The sequence below is a fragment of the Pectobacterium parmentieri genome (assembly GCF_001742145.1).
Classification (GTDB): Bacteria; Pseudomonadota; Gammaproteobacteria; order Enterobacterales; family Enterobacteriaceae; genus Pectobacterium; species Pectobacterium parmentieri.
Genome location: NZ_CP015749.1, coordinates 4140487 through 4156517 on the forward strand (window position 1 = coordinate 4140487; position 16031 = coordinate 4156517).

14 protein-coding genes are annotated in these 16031 nt (G+C 50.9%); 9 read left to right on the top strand and 5 right to left on the bottom strand.

Features of this window, described 5'->3' with window-relative positions; translation table 11 throughout:
* Positions 1 to 53: 53 nt before the first annotated feature.
* Positions 54 to 461, bottom strand: coding sequence for a transcriptional regulator AsnC (asnC, locus tag A8F97_RS18770; protein WP_228729514.1), 408 nt, complete (start codon positions 459 to 461; stop codon positions 54 to 56).
* 206 nt (positions 462 to 667) lie between these two features.
* Here asnC and asnA point away from each other — a divergent pair, with 206 nt between their 5' ends.
* On the top strand, positions 668 to 1660 hold the full coding sequence (asnA, locus tag A8F97_RS18775; RefSeq protein ID WP_025920133.1) for an aspartate--ammonia ligase: 993 nt from the start codon (positions 668 to 670) through the stop codon (positions 1658 to 1660).
* Here asnA and viaA read toward each other — a convergent pair.
* A complete protein-coding gene (gene viaA / locus A8F97_RS18780) occupies positions 1657 to 3135 on the bottom strand; it encodes an ATPase RavA stimulator ViaA (RefSeq protein ID WP_015731566.1) in 1479 nt (492 codons plus the stop codon). The genes asnA and viaA overlap by 4 nt on opposite strands.
* A gap of 5 nt (positions 3136 to 3140) precedes the next feature.
* A complete protein-coding gene (ravA, locus tag A8F97_RS18785) occupies positions 3141 to 4640 on the bottom strand; it encodes an ATPase RavA (protein ID WP_015731565.1) in 1500 nt (499 codons plus the stop codon).
* Positions 4641 to 4976: 336 nt separating this feature from the next.
* Between ravA and kup the strand changes: the two genes are divergently transcribed.
* Positions 4977 to 6845, top strand: a complete 1869-nt coding sequence (gene kup, locus A8F97_RS18790; RefSeq protein WP_033072410.1) for a low affinity potassium transporter Kup — start codon at positions 4977 to 4979, stop codon at positions 6843 to 6845.
* Between the two features lie 159 nt (positions 6846 to 7004).
* On the opposite strand, the gene qseC is transcribed toward kup, so the two are convergent.
* Both qseC and qseB read right to left on the bottom strand, forming a co-directional pair.
* The gene (gene qseC / locus A8F97_RS18795; RefSeq protein ID WP_033072411.1) at positions 7005 to 8354 is read right to left on the bottom strand and encodes a quorum sensing histidine kinase QseC; all 1350 of its coding nucleotides are present in this window, start codon (positions 8352 to 8354) and stop codon (positions 7005 to 7007) included.
* Entirely contained in the window at positions 8351 to 9013 is a 663-nt protein-coding gene (gene qseB, locus A8F97_RS18800; RefSeq protein ID WP_014702117.1) for a quorum sensing response regulator transcription factor QseB, read from the bottom strand. Before qseB ends, qseC begins: the two co-directional genes overlap by 4 nt.
* A gap of 244 nt (positions 9014 to 9257) precedes the next feature.
* Here qseB and A8F97_RS18805 point away from each other — a divergent pair, with 244 nt between their 5' ends.
* The 7 genes from A8F97_RS18805 (at position 9258) to rbsR (ending at position 15920) form a co-directional block, all read left to right on the top strand.
* On the top strand, positions 9258 to 9653 hold the full coding sequence (locus A8F97_RS18805) for a YgiW/YdeI family stress tolerance OB fold protein (protein ID WP_014702116.1): 396 nt from the start codon (positions 9258 to 9260) through the stop codon (positions 9651 to 9653).
* A 316-nt stretch (positions 9654 to 9969) separates the two neighbouring features.
* The gene (rbsD, locus tag A8F97_RS18810) at positions 9970 to 10389 is read left to right on the top strand and encodes a D-ribose pyranase (protein ID WP_015731562.1); all 420 of its coding nucleotides are present in this window, start codon (positions 9970 to 9972) and stop codon (positions 10387 to 10389) included.
* Positions 10390 to 10396: 7 nt separating this feature from the next.
* Complete coding sequence (gene rbsA, locus A8F97_RS18815; protein WP_014702114.1) at positions 10397 to 11902, top strand: ribose ABC transporter ATP-binding protein RbsA; 1506 nt, start codon at positions 10397 to 10399, stop codon at positions 11900 to 11902.
* A 7-nt stretch (positions 11903 to 11909) separates the two neighbouring features.
* A complete protein-coding gene (gene rbsC, locus A8F97_RS18820) occupies positions 11910 to 12878 on the top strand; it encodes a ribose ABC transporter permease (protein ID WP_005976511.1) in 969 nt (322 codons plus the stop codon).
* A 25-nt stretch (positions 12879 to 12903) separates the two neighbouring features.
* Positions 12904 to 13791, top strand: a complete 888-nt coding sequence (gene rbsB / locus A8F97_RS18825) for a ribose ABC transporter substrate-binding protein RbsB (protein WP_005976509.1) — start codon at positions 12904 to 12906, stop codon at positions 13789 to 13791.
* 203 nt (positions 13792 to 13994) lie between these two features.
* The gene (gene rbsK / locus A8F97_RS18830; protein WP_014702113.1) at positions 13995 to 14921 is read left to right on the top strand and encodes a ribokinase; all 927 of its coding nucleotides are present in this window, start codon (positions 13995 to 13997) and stop codon (positions 14919 to 14921) included.
* A gap of 3 nt (positions 14922 to 14924) precedes the next feature.
* On the top strand, positions 14925 to 15920 hold the full coding sequence (gene rbsR, locus A8F97_RS18835; protein WP_014702112.1) for a ribose operon transcriptional repressor RbsR: 996 nt from the start codon (positions 14925 to 14927) through the stop codon (positions 15918 to 15920).
* Positions 15921 to 16031: the final 111 nt, after the last annotated feature.

Sequence of the window (16031 nt, forward strand, 5' to 3'; positions counted from 1 at the left end):
CTGTGATCTGACTGGGATCTACCTGTGGATAATATGGGTATAGGAAAAAAATATTATGGCGCGATCGTCCGCATGATGGGGTTTTGCAGGGATATGAGTGTTTCAGTGGACTGGATTTCATCAATTGTTTGGATCTTGTTGATAAGTACATGTTGCAGTGCTTCGATCGAACGGCACATGACTTTAATAAAGATGCTGTAATGTCCAGTGGTGTAGTAGGCCTCGACCACTTCTTCCAGATTATTCAGTCTTTCCAGCGCCGAGGGATAGTCTTTAGCACTTTTTAGTATGATGCCGATAAAGCAACATACGTCATAGCCCAGTTGTTTTGGATTCACGTCCAGACGCGTGCCGATAATGATGCCCGCCTGTTTCATTTTTTCCACCCTAACGTGGATCGTGCCCGGACTGACGGAAAACTGTTTTGCCAGTTCGGCATAAGGGGTGCGCGCATTTTCCATTAAAGCGGAAAGAATGCCGCGATCGAGATTATCGATCTGATAAATTTCTGCCACTTTGAACCGCCTATTTTACCGAATAATGATTTTATACCGCTATAAAATGACGGATTAAAGGAGCAAGTGCAATTTATCCATAAGATTATTGAATGACAGGCGGTTTATATTGCTTAATGAATAACTAAATACGATGAATAAGAGACGCGGCAATGAAAAAGCAGTACATCGAAAAGCAGCAGCAAATCAGCTTCGTTAAATCTTTCTTCTCCAGCCAACTGGAGCAGCTTCTGGGATTGATTGAAGTCCAGGCACCGATTCTCAGCCGTATCGGCGATGGCACGCAGGATAACCTGTCTGGTACGGAAAAAGCAGTACAGGTTAAGGTTAAAGCCCTGCCTGATGCCACATTTGAAGTGGTGCACTCGCTGGCGAAATGGAAACGCAAAACGCTGGGCGCGTATGATTTTAGCTTCGGGGAAGGGATTTATACCCACATGAAGGCGCTGCGCCCAGACGAAGATCGCCTGAGCCCGATCCATTCCGTTTATGTCGATCAATGGGATTGGGAGCGTGTGATGGGGGATGGCGAGCGCAATGCCGAGTATCTGAAATCGACGGTCACGCGTATTTATCAGGGTATTAAAGCGACTGAAGCTGCAGTACATCAGGCGTTTGGCATTCAGCCTTTCCTGCCAGAGCAGATTCATTTTATGCATACCGAAACGTTGCTGAAGCGCTATCCCGATCTGGATGCCAAAGGGCGTGAGCGAGCCATTGCTAAAGAACTGGGGGCGGTCTTCCTGATTGGGATTGGCGGTAAGCTGTCCAGCGGACACTCTCATGATGTGCGTGCGCCGGATTATGATGACTGGACGACGCCAGGTGAGCAGGAATTAGCAGGTTTGAACGGAGATATCGTTGTGTGGAACCCGGTTCTTAACGATGCGTTTGAGATTTCATCAATGGGGATCCGCGTGGATGCAGAGGCATTAACACGCCAGTTAGCGCTGACGCAGGACGAAGGACGTCTGAAGCTGGAATGGCATCAGGCGCTGCTGCGCGGTGAGATGCCACAAACGATTGGTGGGGGAATCGGTCAGTCTCGTCTGGTCATGCTGCTGCTGCAATTGCCGCATATTGGTCAGGTTCAGTGCGGTGTATGGCCACAGCCGCTGCGTGAGTCGGTTTCCGGCCTGCTTTAATAAGCCTTGCCGTGCTGCCAGCGGCGCATTAAGCGGCTTTTTAACCCGGTATCAAAGCGCCAGATATGGTCAAAGATGTGCATGATGCCGGGTTTGCCATGATCGGACATCGCTACAGCATGAAAACGATGCTGTAGCTGCTTCTGACGACTTTTCACCTTATTCACCACTTCATCCGGCAATCGCTGGGCGATAAAATCTGAAATCACCACCGCATCGGCATCATGCCAGAGTGCATCGTCCATCTTATCCAACAATGCTGACAGACAGGCGCTCATATCTGTGCCGCCGCGGAAGGATTGGCTGAGAAAGCGTATTGCCTGTTCTAATCCGTCTTCAGACGTCAGCTCATACTTCACCACGCCGGTAGAAAATAACATGATGTAGCAACGGCGGTTGTCAGCGAGTGCGATGCGCATCAGTGCCAGACAGAAGGCTTTGGCACAGCGTTCATTAAAGCCACCCATGGAGCCTGAAGTATCAACGCAGACAATAAACGGGCCACGCGGCTGCTGTTCGTTTTGTTGGTGAACCACTGGCCGCTCGGTGATTTTCTCACGCCAGCTCTCCCCTTGTAAGCGATAGGTCAGTAGCCGGTGTTCCAACAGACGACGATAAAATTCGTATTCCAGTTCACTGATGCCCAGCGTTGCCAGCTCAGTGGGCATCAGACGCAAAATATCATCGCTCTGATGCACGCCGCTCACCTGCTCGGGCACGGTGGCGGGTTCCCGTACTCTTACCCGGAAGGCTTCTTGTGGCGCTTCCTGGGTGAGGATGGATTTGGTTTCCCGGCTGCGGCCCAAGCGTTCCGCCAGTTTTTGCAATGCGGGCTGACGTTGCAGGAAAGCGCCGAAATCCAGTAGAGAGCGGGGATCGGTGTGAATACGCTGTGCGGCGCTGAGATCCCAGAGCCGTCCGGCCGCGTTTTCATTTTCCGCTAAAATCGGCTCGAGTTTACCGCTAAGGGTCAGGCGCTGTTGCAATTCATCCAGCAGAATTTCCCGCTCCTGATCCATCAATTGCTGATGCAGTGAAATGGTTTGCAGTGTCAGACTCAGCCGCCAGCGCTGAAGAAAGAGCGCATGGAGCCCACTCGTTACCTTCTGCCCTAAAGTTCTCTCTGGAGAGGTAATAAGCTGTGAGGCCTGTGTCAAAAACGGTGATTCCACGTTGTTCAGCGTATCCATAATCGCGGGCAGGCGTGTCTGAAATGCCTGGTTGTCGATCGATTGTGAACGTTGGTAGCAGCTAAATTCTTTTTCCAGCTCTGGCGGCACCTGCGTGGTGCGCAAGCGCTGCTTTAAGGTTTCTTTCCAGTGAGGGAGGTCGTTGAGTAACGCGGATTTCAGGCTGGGATATTTTTCAAAGAAGAAAGCGAGCTGCGGTGTCGCCAGCAGCGTGACGACAAGATCGTCCAACAACTCGTTTTCATCAATAGACAGCAGCATTTCCAGTGATTCCAGCGTGATCATCTGCGTTAGTCCTGTTGCTCTGATTGCTGGATCTGCTCGGCAATCTGTTGCAGGCTGGCTTCTATTTTAGCCAGCCACTCACTAGGGGCGAACAGGCAAGGCTGATGCTGACTGAACAAGCGACGCTGCTCGCGCAGTTGCATGTTCAGTTTTTCATACTCATCGGTAATTTCGGCAGGAAGCGCACAGTCACGTTTTTCCGGCAGAGAAAGAATAGAGGATTGCAGGCTGATATCGCGGATAGTCAGGTGCTGGCGATCGTCCACCAGCAGATCGAGACGTTGGGTAAAACCAATACCGTTGAGCTTACCCCGGATTTCCCCGCCTTTTTGCAGCCAGCCTTGTAAGGCGCTCTTTTCAATGATCAGGTGGTTGACTTCAATATCGTGCAGGATCAACGGGCGTTGCAGCACGAGATCCAATGTTTCAGCCGCGATCGTGTCAGGTAAGGTGTAATGGAATTTTCGGCCCAGAAAGTGCCCCTGTTTCTCTACCGAAAATGCCTGTAATTCACTTTGTTCGCGCTGGTATTGTTGACGCTTGGTATTCACCTGCTGAAGACGGAACAGCAGGCTTTTTTGCTGATAGGCATGCTCGGTAATCAATAACTCAAGCTGGCGTTCGATGAGCATCAGTGTGCTTTGGTCATGCCAGAGGCAGTCCTTCAGCAGAATAATATCAACGGGGGTAATGGCATCCCGACCGCAGAAAAAGGCGCTGGCCTGAAGCAGGCGCAGGGCTTTCTTCCAGCGTCGATCGGAAATGTAGGGTGCTTGTTCCAGCCTATCTAACTGTTGACGCAGCGTGTAAATCAGTTCGAAGCCCGCTTCCGGCAATGCGACGTGATCAATGTCTTTCTGCCACTGTTGATACTCTTCATTGCTGACGCTGAGCGCTGGAGGTACGGGGTTATCGCGATCGTTGCTGGTATTCACGAGCAGCGCCCGGAAATTTTGCTTTTCCTGCACGCGATCGAGCCATAGGCGGATGAGCATTCGGTCGTAAAGCGCTTCCAAACCGCCATCTGCCTCAGGCAGTTCATTCGAGGCTGCGACCAGCAGGCGCATGGGGATAGTGTCTTCGCTGTTGCCATTACGGAAACGTCGTTCGTTAATGGCCGTCAGTAGGGTATTCAAAATAGCGGGACCCGCTTTCCAGATTTCATCCAGAAACACGATCTCGGCTTCTGGCAGATAACCTGCCGTCAGGCGTTGGTAGCGGCCTTCATCTTTCAGTGCCTGAATGGACAGGGGACCAAACACTTCTTCCGGGGTGGAAAAGCGGGTCATCAGGTACTCAAATGCGTTCGCATGACGAAACGCGAACTTAAGACGCCGGGCGATCATACTTTTGGCTATACCTGGTGGCCCCAGCAGAAAAACACTTTCTCCGCTCAGTGCGGCCAGCAGACAGAGGCGAATAGCATGCTGTCTTTCGTAGAGCCCATGTTCTAGCGCATGGCTGAGACGAGAAATTCTTTCAGCCAATGCCGCAGTTTGACGCATAATTAATCCGTTAGTCCCATGATGTGATGTACTGAAATCGTTTATTTTTGAATCCGACTGCTTTATTGAAAGTAGTGCATCAGAAAAAACCTACTTTCAGAAAGACAATAGTAATAATAAACGGCAGATCACAGATTTTTATTAGAATACTTTTACGGATTATTACACCCTAAAGGGGTAGGTAAGCAATAAACCACCTTTTACAGGATGTTTCGTGTACGAGGGCTCACACAATAAAAATGGGTTTTTACCCTGATTTGTGCATACTGTGCTCTTTTGGACGAGTTGCTGTGAATGATGCGCTTCGCGGACTGATTAATAACAGAAGATAGGTTTATGAGCTCAGAACATAAACGTTCGCTCCCGGCTGTCACGCTGGCGGCCATCGGGGTGGTTTATGGAGATATAGGAACCAGCCCTCTTTATACGTTAAGGGAATGTTTATCCGGGCAGTTTGGTTTTGGGGTCGAGCCTGATTCGGTCTTTGGCTTTCTTTCACTGATCTTTTGGCTGTTAGTCCTCGTGGTTTCGCTGAAATATCTCACCTATGTGATGCGTGCCGATAACGCAGGCGAAGGTGGGATTCTCACCCTCATGTCGTTAGCCGGGCGCAATACCTCCGATCGCATGACGTCCGTGCTGGTCATTATGGGGTTGATCGGCGGCAGCTTCTTCTATGGGGAAGTCGTCATCACGCCAGCCATCTCGGTGATGTCGGCGATGGAAGGGCTGGAAATCGCCGCGCCGTCGATGGACAGTTATATCGTCCCGCTCTCGATTGTCGTTCTGACATTACTGTTTATCATTCAAAAACACGGTACTGGCAGCGTCGGTAAGCTGTTTGCACCCGTGATGCTGATTTGGTTTTTGACGCTCGGCGTACTGGGTGCGCGCAGCATTATCGCTAGCCCGGAAGTCTTGCAGGCGTTGAATCCGATGTATGCCGTTCGCTTCTTTATCGAATACAAAGCGGTGTCGTTCTTTGCGCTGGGCGCGGTGGTGTTGGCGATTACCGGTGTCGAGGCGCTGTATGCCGATATGGGCCACTTCGGTAAATTCCCGATTCGTCTGGCGTGGTTTACGGTAGTGCTGCCGTCGTTGGTATTAAATTACTTCGGGCAGGGTGCGCTGCTGTTAAAAGACCCGGAAGCCATCAAAAACCCGTTCTTTCTGTTGGCGCCAGATTGGGCATTAATACCACTGATGATACTGGCGACTCTGGCGACGATTATTGCCTCACAGGCAGTGATTTCAGGCGTTTTCTCCCTGACGCGTCAGGCAGTGCGGCTGGGTTATTTGCCGCCGATGCGTATCGTACACACGTCAGATATGGAATCCGGTCAGATTTATATTCCTGCCATTAACTGGATGCTTTATATCGCGGTCGTCATCGTGATTGTTAGCTTTGAGCATTCGAGCAGCCTGGCTGCGGCTTACGGTATTGCGGTAACGGGCACGATGGTGATTACCAGCATTCTGTTCTGTACGGTCGCGGTGAAGAACTGGCTTTGGAATCGCTATCTGGCATGGGTTTTGTTGGCGGGTTTGCTGATGATTGACCTGCCAATGTTTTTGGCAAACGTGGTCAAGATCTTGTCCGGCGGTTGGCTGCCGCTGGCGCTGGGCATGGTGATGTTTATTATCATGACGACATGGAAAAGTGAGCGTTTCAGGTTACTGCGTCGGTTGCATGAGCATGGTAACTCGCTGGATGCCATGATTGCCTCGCTGGAGAAATCGCCACCGACACGGGTTCCTGGTACGGCAGTGTATTTCTCGCGTGCGACTCGTGTGATCCCGTTCGCGTTGCTGCATAACCTCAAACACAACAAAATCCTGCACGAACGGGTGGTGCTGTTGACCATGCGAACGGAAGATGCTCCTTATGTGCTGAATGCCCGCCGCGTGACGGTTGAACAGCTTTCTCCAACATTTTGGCGCGTGATCGCCAGCTATGGCTGGCGTGAAACGCCGGATGTAGAAGAGGTCTTTCAGCGCTGTTGGCAGGATGGGTTAACCTGCCAGATGATGGAAACATCTTTCTTTATGTCCAATGAATCGCTGATTATCGGTGAGCGTCCATGGTATCTGCGCTTGCGCGGTAAGCTGTTCATGATGCTCAGCCGCAATGCGCTACGGGCGGCGGATCAGTTTGAAATACCGCCAAACAGACTGATCGAGCTAGGGATACAGGTCGAGATTTAAGTGATCTCTCTGTACTCGCTATCACTAACACGTATGCAGCGACTCGTTGTTGGTTATTAGGGAAACACGGGGATGAGGTTCCCGCAGGGATACCTCGCCCCGTGGTCGACCGTATATCTCGATCTTATCCCAACACCTTAACGTAACATCCTACAGCTTCTACCAATTCACCGACACAATCAGCCCGCCTCCGGGCTGGTTGGTGAAAGCAACCCGCATGTGATGCAGCGCGGCGATATTGTTCACGATGGAAATTCCCAGACCGCTGCCAGATTTTTCCTGCCCTGGTGGGCGATAAAAACGCTCGCCGATTCTTGCCAGCGCTTCATCGCTGATGCCCGGCCCGTTATCGGCTACTTTAAAGCCGCGTCCTGTCAGCGTCAGACTGACCGTTCCCCCTGCATTGCTGTAGCGAATGGCGTTATCTAACAGATTGCGCACCAGCAGGGTCAGCAGCAGTGGATGACCTTGCCGAATAACTGGGGTATCCGGTAAATCCAGCGTCAGTTCAATATCTGCGGTTTGTGCCGTGTGGTAATGCGCGATGGCGGCCTGTTGCAGTAATTCATTGAACTGAACGGGCTGCATTCCCTCGGGATGTGATTCTGCATCCAGCCGCGACAGCGTCAGGAGTTGATCTACCAGCCGGGTGGCGCGATCGATACCTTTATCCAGATTCATTAATGCATGGCGACGCATGGCCTCATCGTCATGCGCTAGCTGAGCGACTTCGGTTTGAACTTTCAGGGCCGCCAGCGGGCTACGCAATTCATGAGCCGCATCAGAGGTAAAACGGCGTTCGCGAAGCAACATATCGCTGATGCGGGAAAACAGGAGGTTCAGCGCGTTGACCAGTGGGCGGACTTCTTGTGGGATATGCTGTGTCGCCAGCGATGTGCTGTCGTCGGGGGAGCGCTGCTGAAGTTCGGCGGTAATGCGTTTTAGCGGCGAGAGTTCACGTGTCACCAGCCAGAACAGCAGTGCCAGCATGATCGGCAGGGCGAACAGCCAGGGCATCAGGTTGGTTTTCACAATATCTAGTGTCATATCCTGACGGTATTCCCATTCCTGACCCACTGCAATCACGTAACGATTATCCTCTGTCGTCAGCCAGACGATACGCCATGCGTCGTTATCATCGCGCAGTTTGCCGTCGGTGAAGCCGTTGCGTGTAGCGTCAAAAATGAAATCTTTGCCGTTTTCACCATCGTTCAACACCATTTTTCCATCGTGGGTAAAAATGGCGAAAGCCAGCGCATCATCATCCTGTTTACCTCGGTTTTTATGTACCAGGCTTTTGGTCTTGGGCAGAGATGCTGGCTGGATTCGCAATTCATCGGGATTCATGGTGGCCAGACGTTTGGCAAACAGCATTTGCTGGGTATCAAATAGTTCATTGATGTTATGGCGCGTTTGAGACCACGCAAGCAGACTGGCTACACCCCAGCACATTACTGTCAGCAGCGTAAAACCCGCAACCAGGCGTAAACGCAGGCTGAGTCGGTTCATGGTGCGTCCCCCAGAATATAGCCAATGCCATGCACGGTACGGATAAACCCGCTGCCCAGCTTTTTGCGCAGGTGGTGGATATGTACTTCGACCGCATTGCTGGAGACATCATCGTCCCACCCATAGAGCTTTTCTTCTAACTGCGCACGGGTGAGTACACGGTTTGGATTGAGCAAAAACAGTTCCAGCAGCGCCAGTTCGCGGGATTTTAGTATCAACGGCTCGCAGTTAAGCGTGACGCTCCGCGAGCCCGGTTCAAGGGAAACCGAACCGTGCGTTAATTCAGGTTGGAGCTGACCGTGACGGCGGCGAATCAGTGCCTGTAGACGAGCGGCAACTTCCGTCAGTGCAAAGGGCTTACATAAATAATCATCGGCACCCTGTTGCAACCCTTCCACGCGCTGTTCCAGCGCATCACGGGCGGTCAGAATCAGTACCGGTTCGTCATGTCCAGCCTGACGCCACTGGCGTAGGATATCCATCCCATCCATACCCGGCAGGCTGAGATCGAGCACCACTGCATCATAAGGTGCGGCCTTCAATGCGGCGGCACCCGCTTTACCTTCCGTAAACCAGTCAATAGTAAAGCCCAGTTTGGTCAACCCAGCTTTTAGGCCATCACCGATCAGGCGATCGTCTTCGATTAACAATATTCTCATGGCCGCCTCGCAGGGAATGTGTCGCTGTCGCATTTACGCCGTTCCCGGTTTTATACGAAATCGTTGGGCGGCGTGTACAGGAAAAATCGCTGAAATCGGGCGATTTCAGCAATATAAAAAAATAAAAATGCAAAGGATGACTCCTTAAGATTCTGTTAAGAACGGTTTGTTTTAATCCTTCTCGAAAACCGATTACTCCCGCAGGCTAACTGCGAAACGACAGGCAAAATAAGGAAGGAATACGATGAAAAAAGCAGCGGCGTTATTCGCCATTACCGCTCTGGTTTCTGCCCCCGTATTTGCTGCACAAAGCGGCGGTGGTTTCGTCAACCCGGAAACGCCTGCGGTTGGCACACATAAAGGGGGATTCCTCGATCCACAGAATTCCCTCACGACGGTAGCTAAGGCTAAAGATCTGCGTGATGACAGTTGGGTTACGCTGAGTGGCAATATTGAAAAACGGATTGGTGATGAGAACTATCTGTTCCGCGACTCGACGGGAACAATAGAAGTTGAAATCGACCATAAGCGTTGGAATGGCCAGATGGTTTCACCCACGGATAAAGTGGAAATTCAGGGTGAGTTGGATAAAGATTTCAATTCCGTCGAGCTGGATGTGAAGCAGATTCGTAAACTCTAAGGCGTTATTCTCAATTATCAAGTGGCGGGCGATTGCCTGCCCTTTCTCTATTTACCAACCACTATCTCCGTCATTTTTCACGTTGGCTACATTGATTCACCCAGGTAATCGACGTGATTAAGCTCACCAAGACACCTTTCTTTGCCATCTTCCTGAAACCTGAGTTATCTAGGTTAGATAACCACATTCTGTTGTCTTTATTTTTTGTTAGCGAAACGTTTCGATGGTGATCACATTTTTTTTATTTCTTCGTTGCCTTTCTCTCTTCTTTTTCTAGAATATTATCAGCGAAACGTTTCGCTGGTGGGGTGAGAAGATGAAAAAAGCAGCACTATTGAATTCAGATATTTCTTCCGTGATTGCTCGACTGGGGCACACCGATAGTCTTGTTATTGGTGATGCTGGTTTACCGATTCCAGAAACGACGACCCGTATCGATCTGGCGTTGACGCACAATGTGCCAACGTTTTTGCAGGTGGTTAATGTTGTCACCAGTGAAATGCAGGTCGAGGCCGCTATTCTGGCGGAAGAGATGATTGAAAAGAACCCCGCGGTCCATGACGCATTACTCGATCAATTGAAGCAACTTGAACAACATCAGGGAAACTCAATTGCATTGCACTATGTCAGCCATGAAGAATTTAAAACCCAAAGCGGTAAAAGCCGGGCCATCATTCGCAGCGGAGAGTGCTCTCCGTATGCCAATGTCATCCTTTGTGCTGGCGTAACGTTCTGAGGTATCAATGCAACCTTTACTGCAACTGCAAGGCATCACGAAATCGTTTCCGGGCGTTAAAGCGCTTTCCGGTGCGGCACTCAATGTCTACCCGGGAAAAGTGATGGCGCTGGTGGGCGAGAACGGTGCGGGCAAGTCCACCATGATGAAAGTCCTGACCGGGATCTACCGTAAAGATGCCGGCAGCATCCATTTTCTGGGGCAAGAGGTGGATTTCAACGGGCCGAAAGCGTCTCAGGAAGCAGGTATCGGTATTATCCATCAGGAACTTAACCTGATCCCCCAACTGACGATTGCCGAGAATATCTTCCTCGGTCGTGAATTTACCAACCGTTTCGGTCGTATCGACTGGAACAAGATGTATGCGGAAGCGGATAAACTGCTGAAGCGCCTTAATTTGCGCTACGACAGTCGCCGTATGGTGGGGGATTTATCGATTGGCGATCAGCAAATGGTGGAAATTGCCAAAGTGCTGAGCTTTGAATCGAAAGTCATCATCATGGACGAACCCACCGATGCCCTGACGGATACTGAAACCGCGTCGTTATTCAGTGTGATCAAAGAGCTGCAATCTCAGGGATGTGGCATCGTCTATATTTCCCACCGTTTGAAAGAAATCTTCGAAATCTGCAATGACATTACCGTTTTCCGTGATGGTCAGTTTATCGGCGAGCGTCCGGTAAGCGACTTACAGGAAGACACGCTGATTGAAATGATGGTGGGACGCAAGCTGGAAGATCAGTACCCACGCTCGAATAAAGCGCCGGGAGACGTTCGCCTTAAGGTGCAGAACCTGTCTGGGCCTGGTGTCGACAGCGTCAACTTTACGGTGCGAAAAGGTGAAATACTGGGGGTCGCAGGGCTGATGGGCGCGGGCCGTACTGAACTGATGAAGATTCTCTACGGTGCATTGCCGCGCACTAGCGGCAATGTGACGCTTGATGGCCGCGACGTGGTAACGCGTAAACCGCAGGATGGTTTGGCGAACGGCATCGTTTACATTTCTGAAGATCGCAAGCGAGATGGTCTGGTGCTGGGCATGTCGGTAAAAGAAAACATGTCGTTAACTGCGCTGCGCTATTTCAGCCATGCTGGCGGTCGTCTCAAACACGCCGAAGAACAGTTGGCGGTCGCCGACTTTATTCGCCTGTTCAACGTTAAAACGCCTTCTATGGCGCAGCCTATCGGCCTGCTTTCCGGCGGTAATCAGCAAAAAGTGGCGATTGCCCGTGGCCTGATGACGCGCCCGAATGTCTTGATCCTTGATGAGCCGACGCGTGGCGTTGACGTGGGAGCGAAGAAAGAAATTTATCAGTTAATTAATCAATTCAAAGAAGAAGGGTTGAGCATCATATTGGTGTCATCCGAAATGCCCGAAGTCTTGGGAATGAGCGATCGCATCATTGTGATGCATGAAGGGCGCTTAAGCGGTGATTTCCCGATTGAGCAAGCAACCCAGGAAGCACTGATGGCTGCGGCCGTTGGTAAGCAATACGGCGCAAAGCAGGAGTAAGTCAGACATGAGTTCTCAATCTATCGCGGCAAAACGCTGGTTTAGCAAAGAGTGGTTACTGGAGCAGAAATCGCTGATCGCGCTCCTGATCCTGATTGCGGTTGTTTCCGCCATGAGCCCTAACTTTTTCACCCTGAATAACCTGTTCAATATTCTCCAGCAGACATCGGTGAACGCCATTATGGCCGTCGGTATGACGCTGGTGATCCTGACCTCGGGAATCGATTTGTCGGTAGGTTCACTGCTGGCGCTGACGGGTGCTGTAGCGGCTTCCATCGTTGGGCTTGAAGTGAATGCGCTGGTGGCCGTATTTGGCGCACTAGCATTGGGTGCGCTGATTGGTGCAGGCACGGGTGTCATTGTTTCCAAAGGCAAAGTGCAGGCATTTATCGCTACGCTGGTCATGATGCTGTTACTGCGCGGTGTAACGATGGTTTATACCAACGGTAGCCCGGTGAATACCGGTTTTTCCGATGTGGCAGATGCTTTTGGCTGGTTTGGTATCGGTCGCCCGTTGGGTATTCCGACGCCAATCTGGATCATGGCTATCGTCTTCGCTGCGACGTGGTACATGCTGCACCATACGCGTCTGGGGCGCTATATCTATGCGCTTGGCGGTAATGAATCCGCAACCCGCTTATCCGGTATCAGCGTTGATAAAATCAAGATTATTGTCTATTCCCTGTGTGGGCTGTTGTCTGCCCTGGCGGGAATTATCGAAGTTGCACGTTTGTCCTCTGCACAGCCTACCGCGGGTACAGGGTATGAACTGGATGCCATCGCGGCGGTGGTATTGGGCGGCACCAGTCTGGCAGGAGGCAAGGGGCGTATTGTTGGCACGTTGATCGGCGCACTTATCCTTGGTTTCCTCAACAACGGACTGAATTTATTAGGTGTTTCTTCTTACTACCAAATGATCGTCAAAGCCGTCGTCATTTTGCTGGCGGTTCTGGTAGATAACAAAAGCAGTAAATAACCTTCATTCACACAGGAATTGAGTTATGAATATGAAAAAGCTGGCTACTCTGGTTTCCGCTGTTGCGCTGAGCGCGACTGTCAGTGCTAATGCCTTGGCCAAAGATACGGTTGCTCTGGTGGTTTCTACGCTGAATAACCCGTTCTTTGTTTCCATGAAAGAGGGGGCACAGAAAGAAGCCGATAAACTGGGTTATGAGTTGATTGTGCTGGATTCCCAGAATAACCCTGCGAAAGAATTGGCTAACGTTCAGGATTTAACGGTTCGTGGCACCAAAGTTTTGCTGATCAACCCGACTGACTCTGATGCGGTAGGCAATGCAATCAAAATGGCCAATCAGGCCAAGATCCCGGTTATTACGCTGGACCGTGTCGCTAGCAGCGGTGAAGTCGTCAGTCACGTTGCTTCTGATAACGCTTTCGGCGGTAAAGTTGCCGGTGATTTCATTGCCAAAAAATTGGGCGAAGGTGCCAAAGTGATTCAGTTGGAAGGGATTGCAGGAACCTCTGCTGCGCGTGAGCGAGGGGCGGGTTTCATGAAATCTGCTGAGAAAAATAAATTCGCTATGCTGGCAAGCCAACCGGCTGACTTCGATCGTACTAAAGGGCTGAACGTGATGCAGAACCTGCTGACCGCACACCCTGACGTTCAGGCGGTATTTGCACAGAATGATGAAATGGCGTTAGGCGCACTGCGTGCACTACAAACCGCAGGCAAAACCGATGTGCTGGTTGTGGGCTTTGACGGTACTCAAGACGGCGTGAAAGCCGTTGAGTCAGGCAAGCTGGCTGCTACGGTGGCTCAGCGTCCAGACCAGATCGGCGTAATCGGTATCGAAACGGCTGCGAAAGTGCTGAAAGGCGAAAAAACGCAGGCCATCATTCCGGTTGACCTGAAGTTGGTAGCAAAATAATTAAAAAGATACCCTAAATAATTCGAGTTGCATGACAAAACGTTAAGCGTTTTGAACAGCGCTAGCGCTGGCCCGAAGGGTGAGGCTCAAAACTGAGCCGAGTATTACCAACGCACAAGCAACTTGAAGTATGACGGGTATAAAGCAGGGCTCGCGCCACCCGTTTGTGGTGGCGCATTATTAACGTAGCGGGATTCGACATAATGAAAACGGGTAAGCTGGTGGTGCTGGGCAGTATTAATGCTGACCATATTCTCAATCTTGAGCAATTTCCCCGCCCGGGCGAAACGGTGATCGGTGAACAATATAGTGTCGCTTTCGGCGGAAAAGGGGCTAACCAAGCGGTTGCCGCTGGCCGAAGCGGTGCGGATATTGCTTTTATTGCCAGCGTTGGAAACGATGATATTGGTGCTCGCATTTGTCAGCAGCTATCCAAGGATAACATTGATGTTTCCGCCGTTGAGGCTATCTCTGGGGAAACAACGGGCGTTGCGCTGATTTTTGTTAACGCTGACGCTGAGAACATGATTGCCATTAACGCAGGCGCGAATGCTGCTGTGACACCAGATTATCTTCACCGTCATCAGCAACACATCATTGATGCTTCTGCGTTGCTGATGCAGCTTGAGTCGCCGTTGGAAACGGTTATCGCCGCAGCCAAATTGGCGCATGAACACCAAACAAAGGTGATTCTTAACCCTGCCCCTGCTCGTGAACTGCCTGATGAACTGTTATCACTGGTCGATATGATCACGCCGAATGAAACCGAAGCGCAGTTCTTGACGGGAATTACCGTTGAGACGGAAGAGGATGCCGCTCGCGCAGCACAGATTCTTCATGACAAAGGCATTGAAACGGTTCTGATTACATTGGGTAGCCGTGGCGTATGGTTGAGTGAACGTGGTCAAGGGCAGCGTATTCCGGGGTATCGTGTAAAAGCCGTGGATACTATTGCTGCCGGAGACACCTTTAATGGTGCGTTGGTTACCGCGTTGTTGGAAAATCGGCCAATGTCTTCAGCGGTGAAGTTCGCTCATGCGGCGGCAGCGATTGCGGTAACTCGCCGAGGCGCTCAACCCTCTGTCCCATGGCGCGAAGAGATCGACGCATTTTTGCAAGCTCAGGAGTGATCTTTGGCTACCATGAAAGATGTCGCCCGTCTGGCGGGCGTTTCTACTTCTACTGTATCTCACGTCATTAATAACAATCGGTTTGTCAGCGATACCATTCGCGAAAAGGTGACGAAGGCCGTTGAGGATCTCAACTATGCGCCGTCTGCGCTAGCCAGAAGTCTGAAAATAAACCAGACCCGCACCATCGGCATGTTGCTCACGGCCAGTAGTAACCCGTTTTATGCTGAAGTCGTGCGTGGCGTTGAACGCTGTTGTTATGAGCGGGGCTATAGCCTGATTCTGTGCAACACCGAAGGCGATCGCGACAGAATGAGTCATAGCCTTGAAACGCTGCTGCAAAAGCGGGTCGACGGTGTATTGCTGATGTGCACTGAAAGCCATCGCCCCCTGCCTGAAATGATGAGCCGCTATCCTTCTGTTCCTATGGTCATGATGGATTGGGCACCTTTTGAAGGTGTTATCGATGTTATTAAAGATAACTCTTTGCTTGGCGGAGAGATTGCCACCAATCACCTCATTTCTCGCGGGTATAAAAAGATAGCCTGCATTGCGGGTCCGAAAGATAAGACGACAGCCTATAACCGACTGGAGGGCTATCGACAGGCGATGCAACTCGCTGGGCTATCCATTCCCACTGATTATGAAATTTTTGGTGATTTTGAATTTGAAACGGGCTATCGCGCGATGCAACAGTTATTAGCGCTGGAAGATAAACCCGAAGCGGTATTCACCAGTAACGATGCAATGGCTGTTGGTGTTTACCACGCGCTTTATCAGGCTGGGCTTTCAATTCCTCAAGACATGGCAGTTATTGGTTACGATGATATTGAACTGGCCCGCTATATGTCTCCGCCTCTCACTACGGTTCATCAACCAAAGGATGAGCTCGGCGAATTGGCGGTCGATACGCTGCTGTATCGTCTGGAACATCCAAATACTGAACCTAATGTGTTGGTGCTGACCCCGGAATTAATGGTGCGTCAGTCCGTTCGGTAACATTTGGGCTAAGGAAACGCTGAAAAATCCGGCATAACGGCGTCTTTTAATGCGCCTTGCTGAAAAAAACCTCACTCGGAAATTATTTTGCATTTAGCGCTTGTCAGCCGC

Excerpts from the sequence above, each read along its gene's own strand:
- asnC (WP_228729514.1), bottom strand. The coding sequence starts at position 461 with ATGGAAAATGCGCGCACCCCTTATGCCGAACTGGCAAAACAGTTTTCC.
- asnA (WP_025920133.1), top strand. The coding sequence starts at position 668 with ATGAAAAAGCAGTACATCGAAAAGCAGCAGCAAATCAGCTTCGTTAAA.
- viaA (WP_015731566.1), bottom strand. The coding sequence starts at position 3,135 with ATGATCACGCTGGAATCACTGGAAATGCTGCTGTCTATTGATGAAAAC.
- ravA (WP_015731565.1), bottom strand. The coding sequence starts at position 4,640 with ATGCGTCAAACTGCGGCATTGGCTGAAAGAATTTCTCGTCTCAGCCAT.
- kup (WP_033072410.1), top strand. The coding sequence starts at position 4,977 with ATGAGCTCAGAACATAAACGTTCGCTCCCGGCTGTCACGCTGGCGGCC.
- qseC (WP_033072411.1), bottom strand. The coding sequence starts at position 8,354 with ATGAACCGACTCAGCCTGCGTTTACGCCTGGTTGCGGGTTTTACGCTG.
- qseB (WP_014702117.1), bottom strand. The coding sequence starts at position 9,013 with ATGAGAATATTGTTAATCGAAGACGATCGCCTGATCGGTGATGGCCTA.
- A8F97_RS18805 (WP_014702116.1), top strand. The coding sequence starts at position 9,258 with ATGAAAAAAGCAGCGGCGTTATTCGCCATTACCGCTCTGGTTTCTGCC.
- rbsD (WP_015731562.1), top strand. The coding sequence starts at position 9,970 with ATGAAAAAAGCAGCACTATTGAATTCAGATATTTCTTCCGTGATTGCT.
- rbsA (WP_014702114.1), top strand. The coding sequence starts at position 10,397 with ATGCAACCTTTACTGCAACTGCAAGGCATCACGAAATCGTTTCCGGGC.
- rbsC (WP_005976511.1), top strand. The coding sequence starts at position 11,910 with ATGAGTTCTCAATCTATCGCGGCAAAACGCTGGTTTAGCAAAGAGTGG.
- rbsB (WP_005976509.1), top strand. The coding sequence starts at position 12,904 with ATGAATATGAAAAAGCTGGCTACTCTGGTTTCCGCTGTTGCGCTGAGC.
- rbsK (WP_014702113.1), top strand. The coding sequence starts at position 13,995 with ATGAAAACGGGTAAGCTGGTGGTGCTGGGCAGTATTAATGCTGACCAT.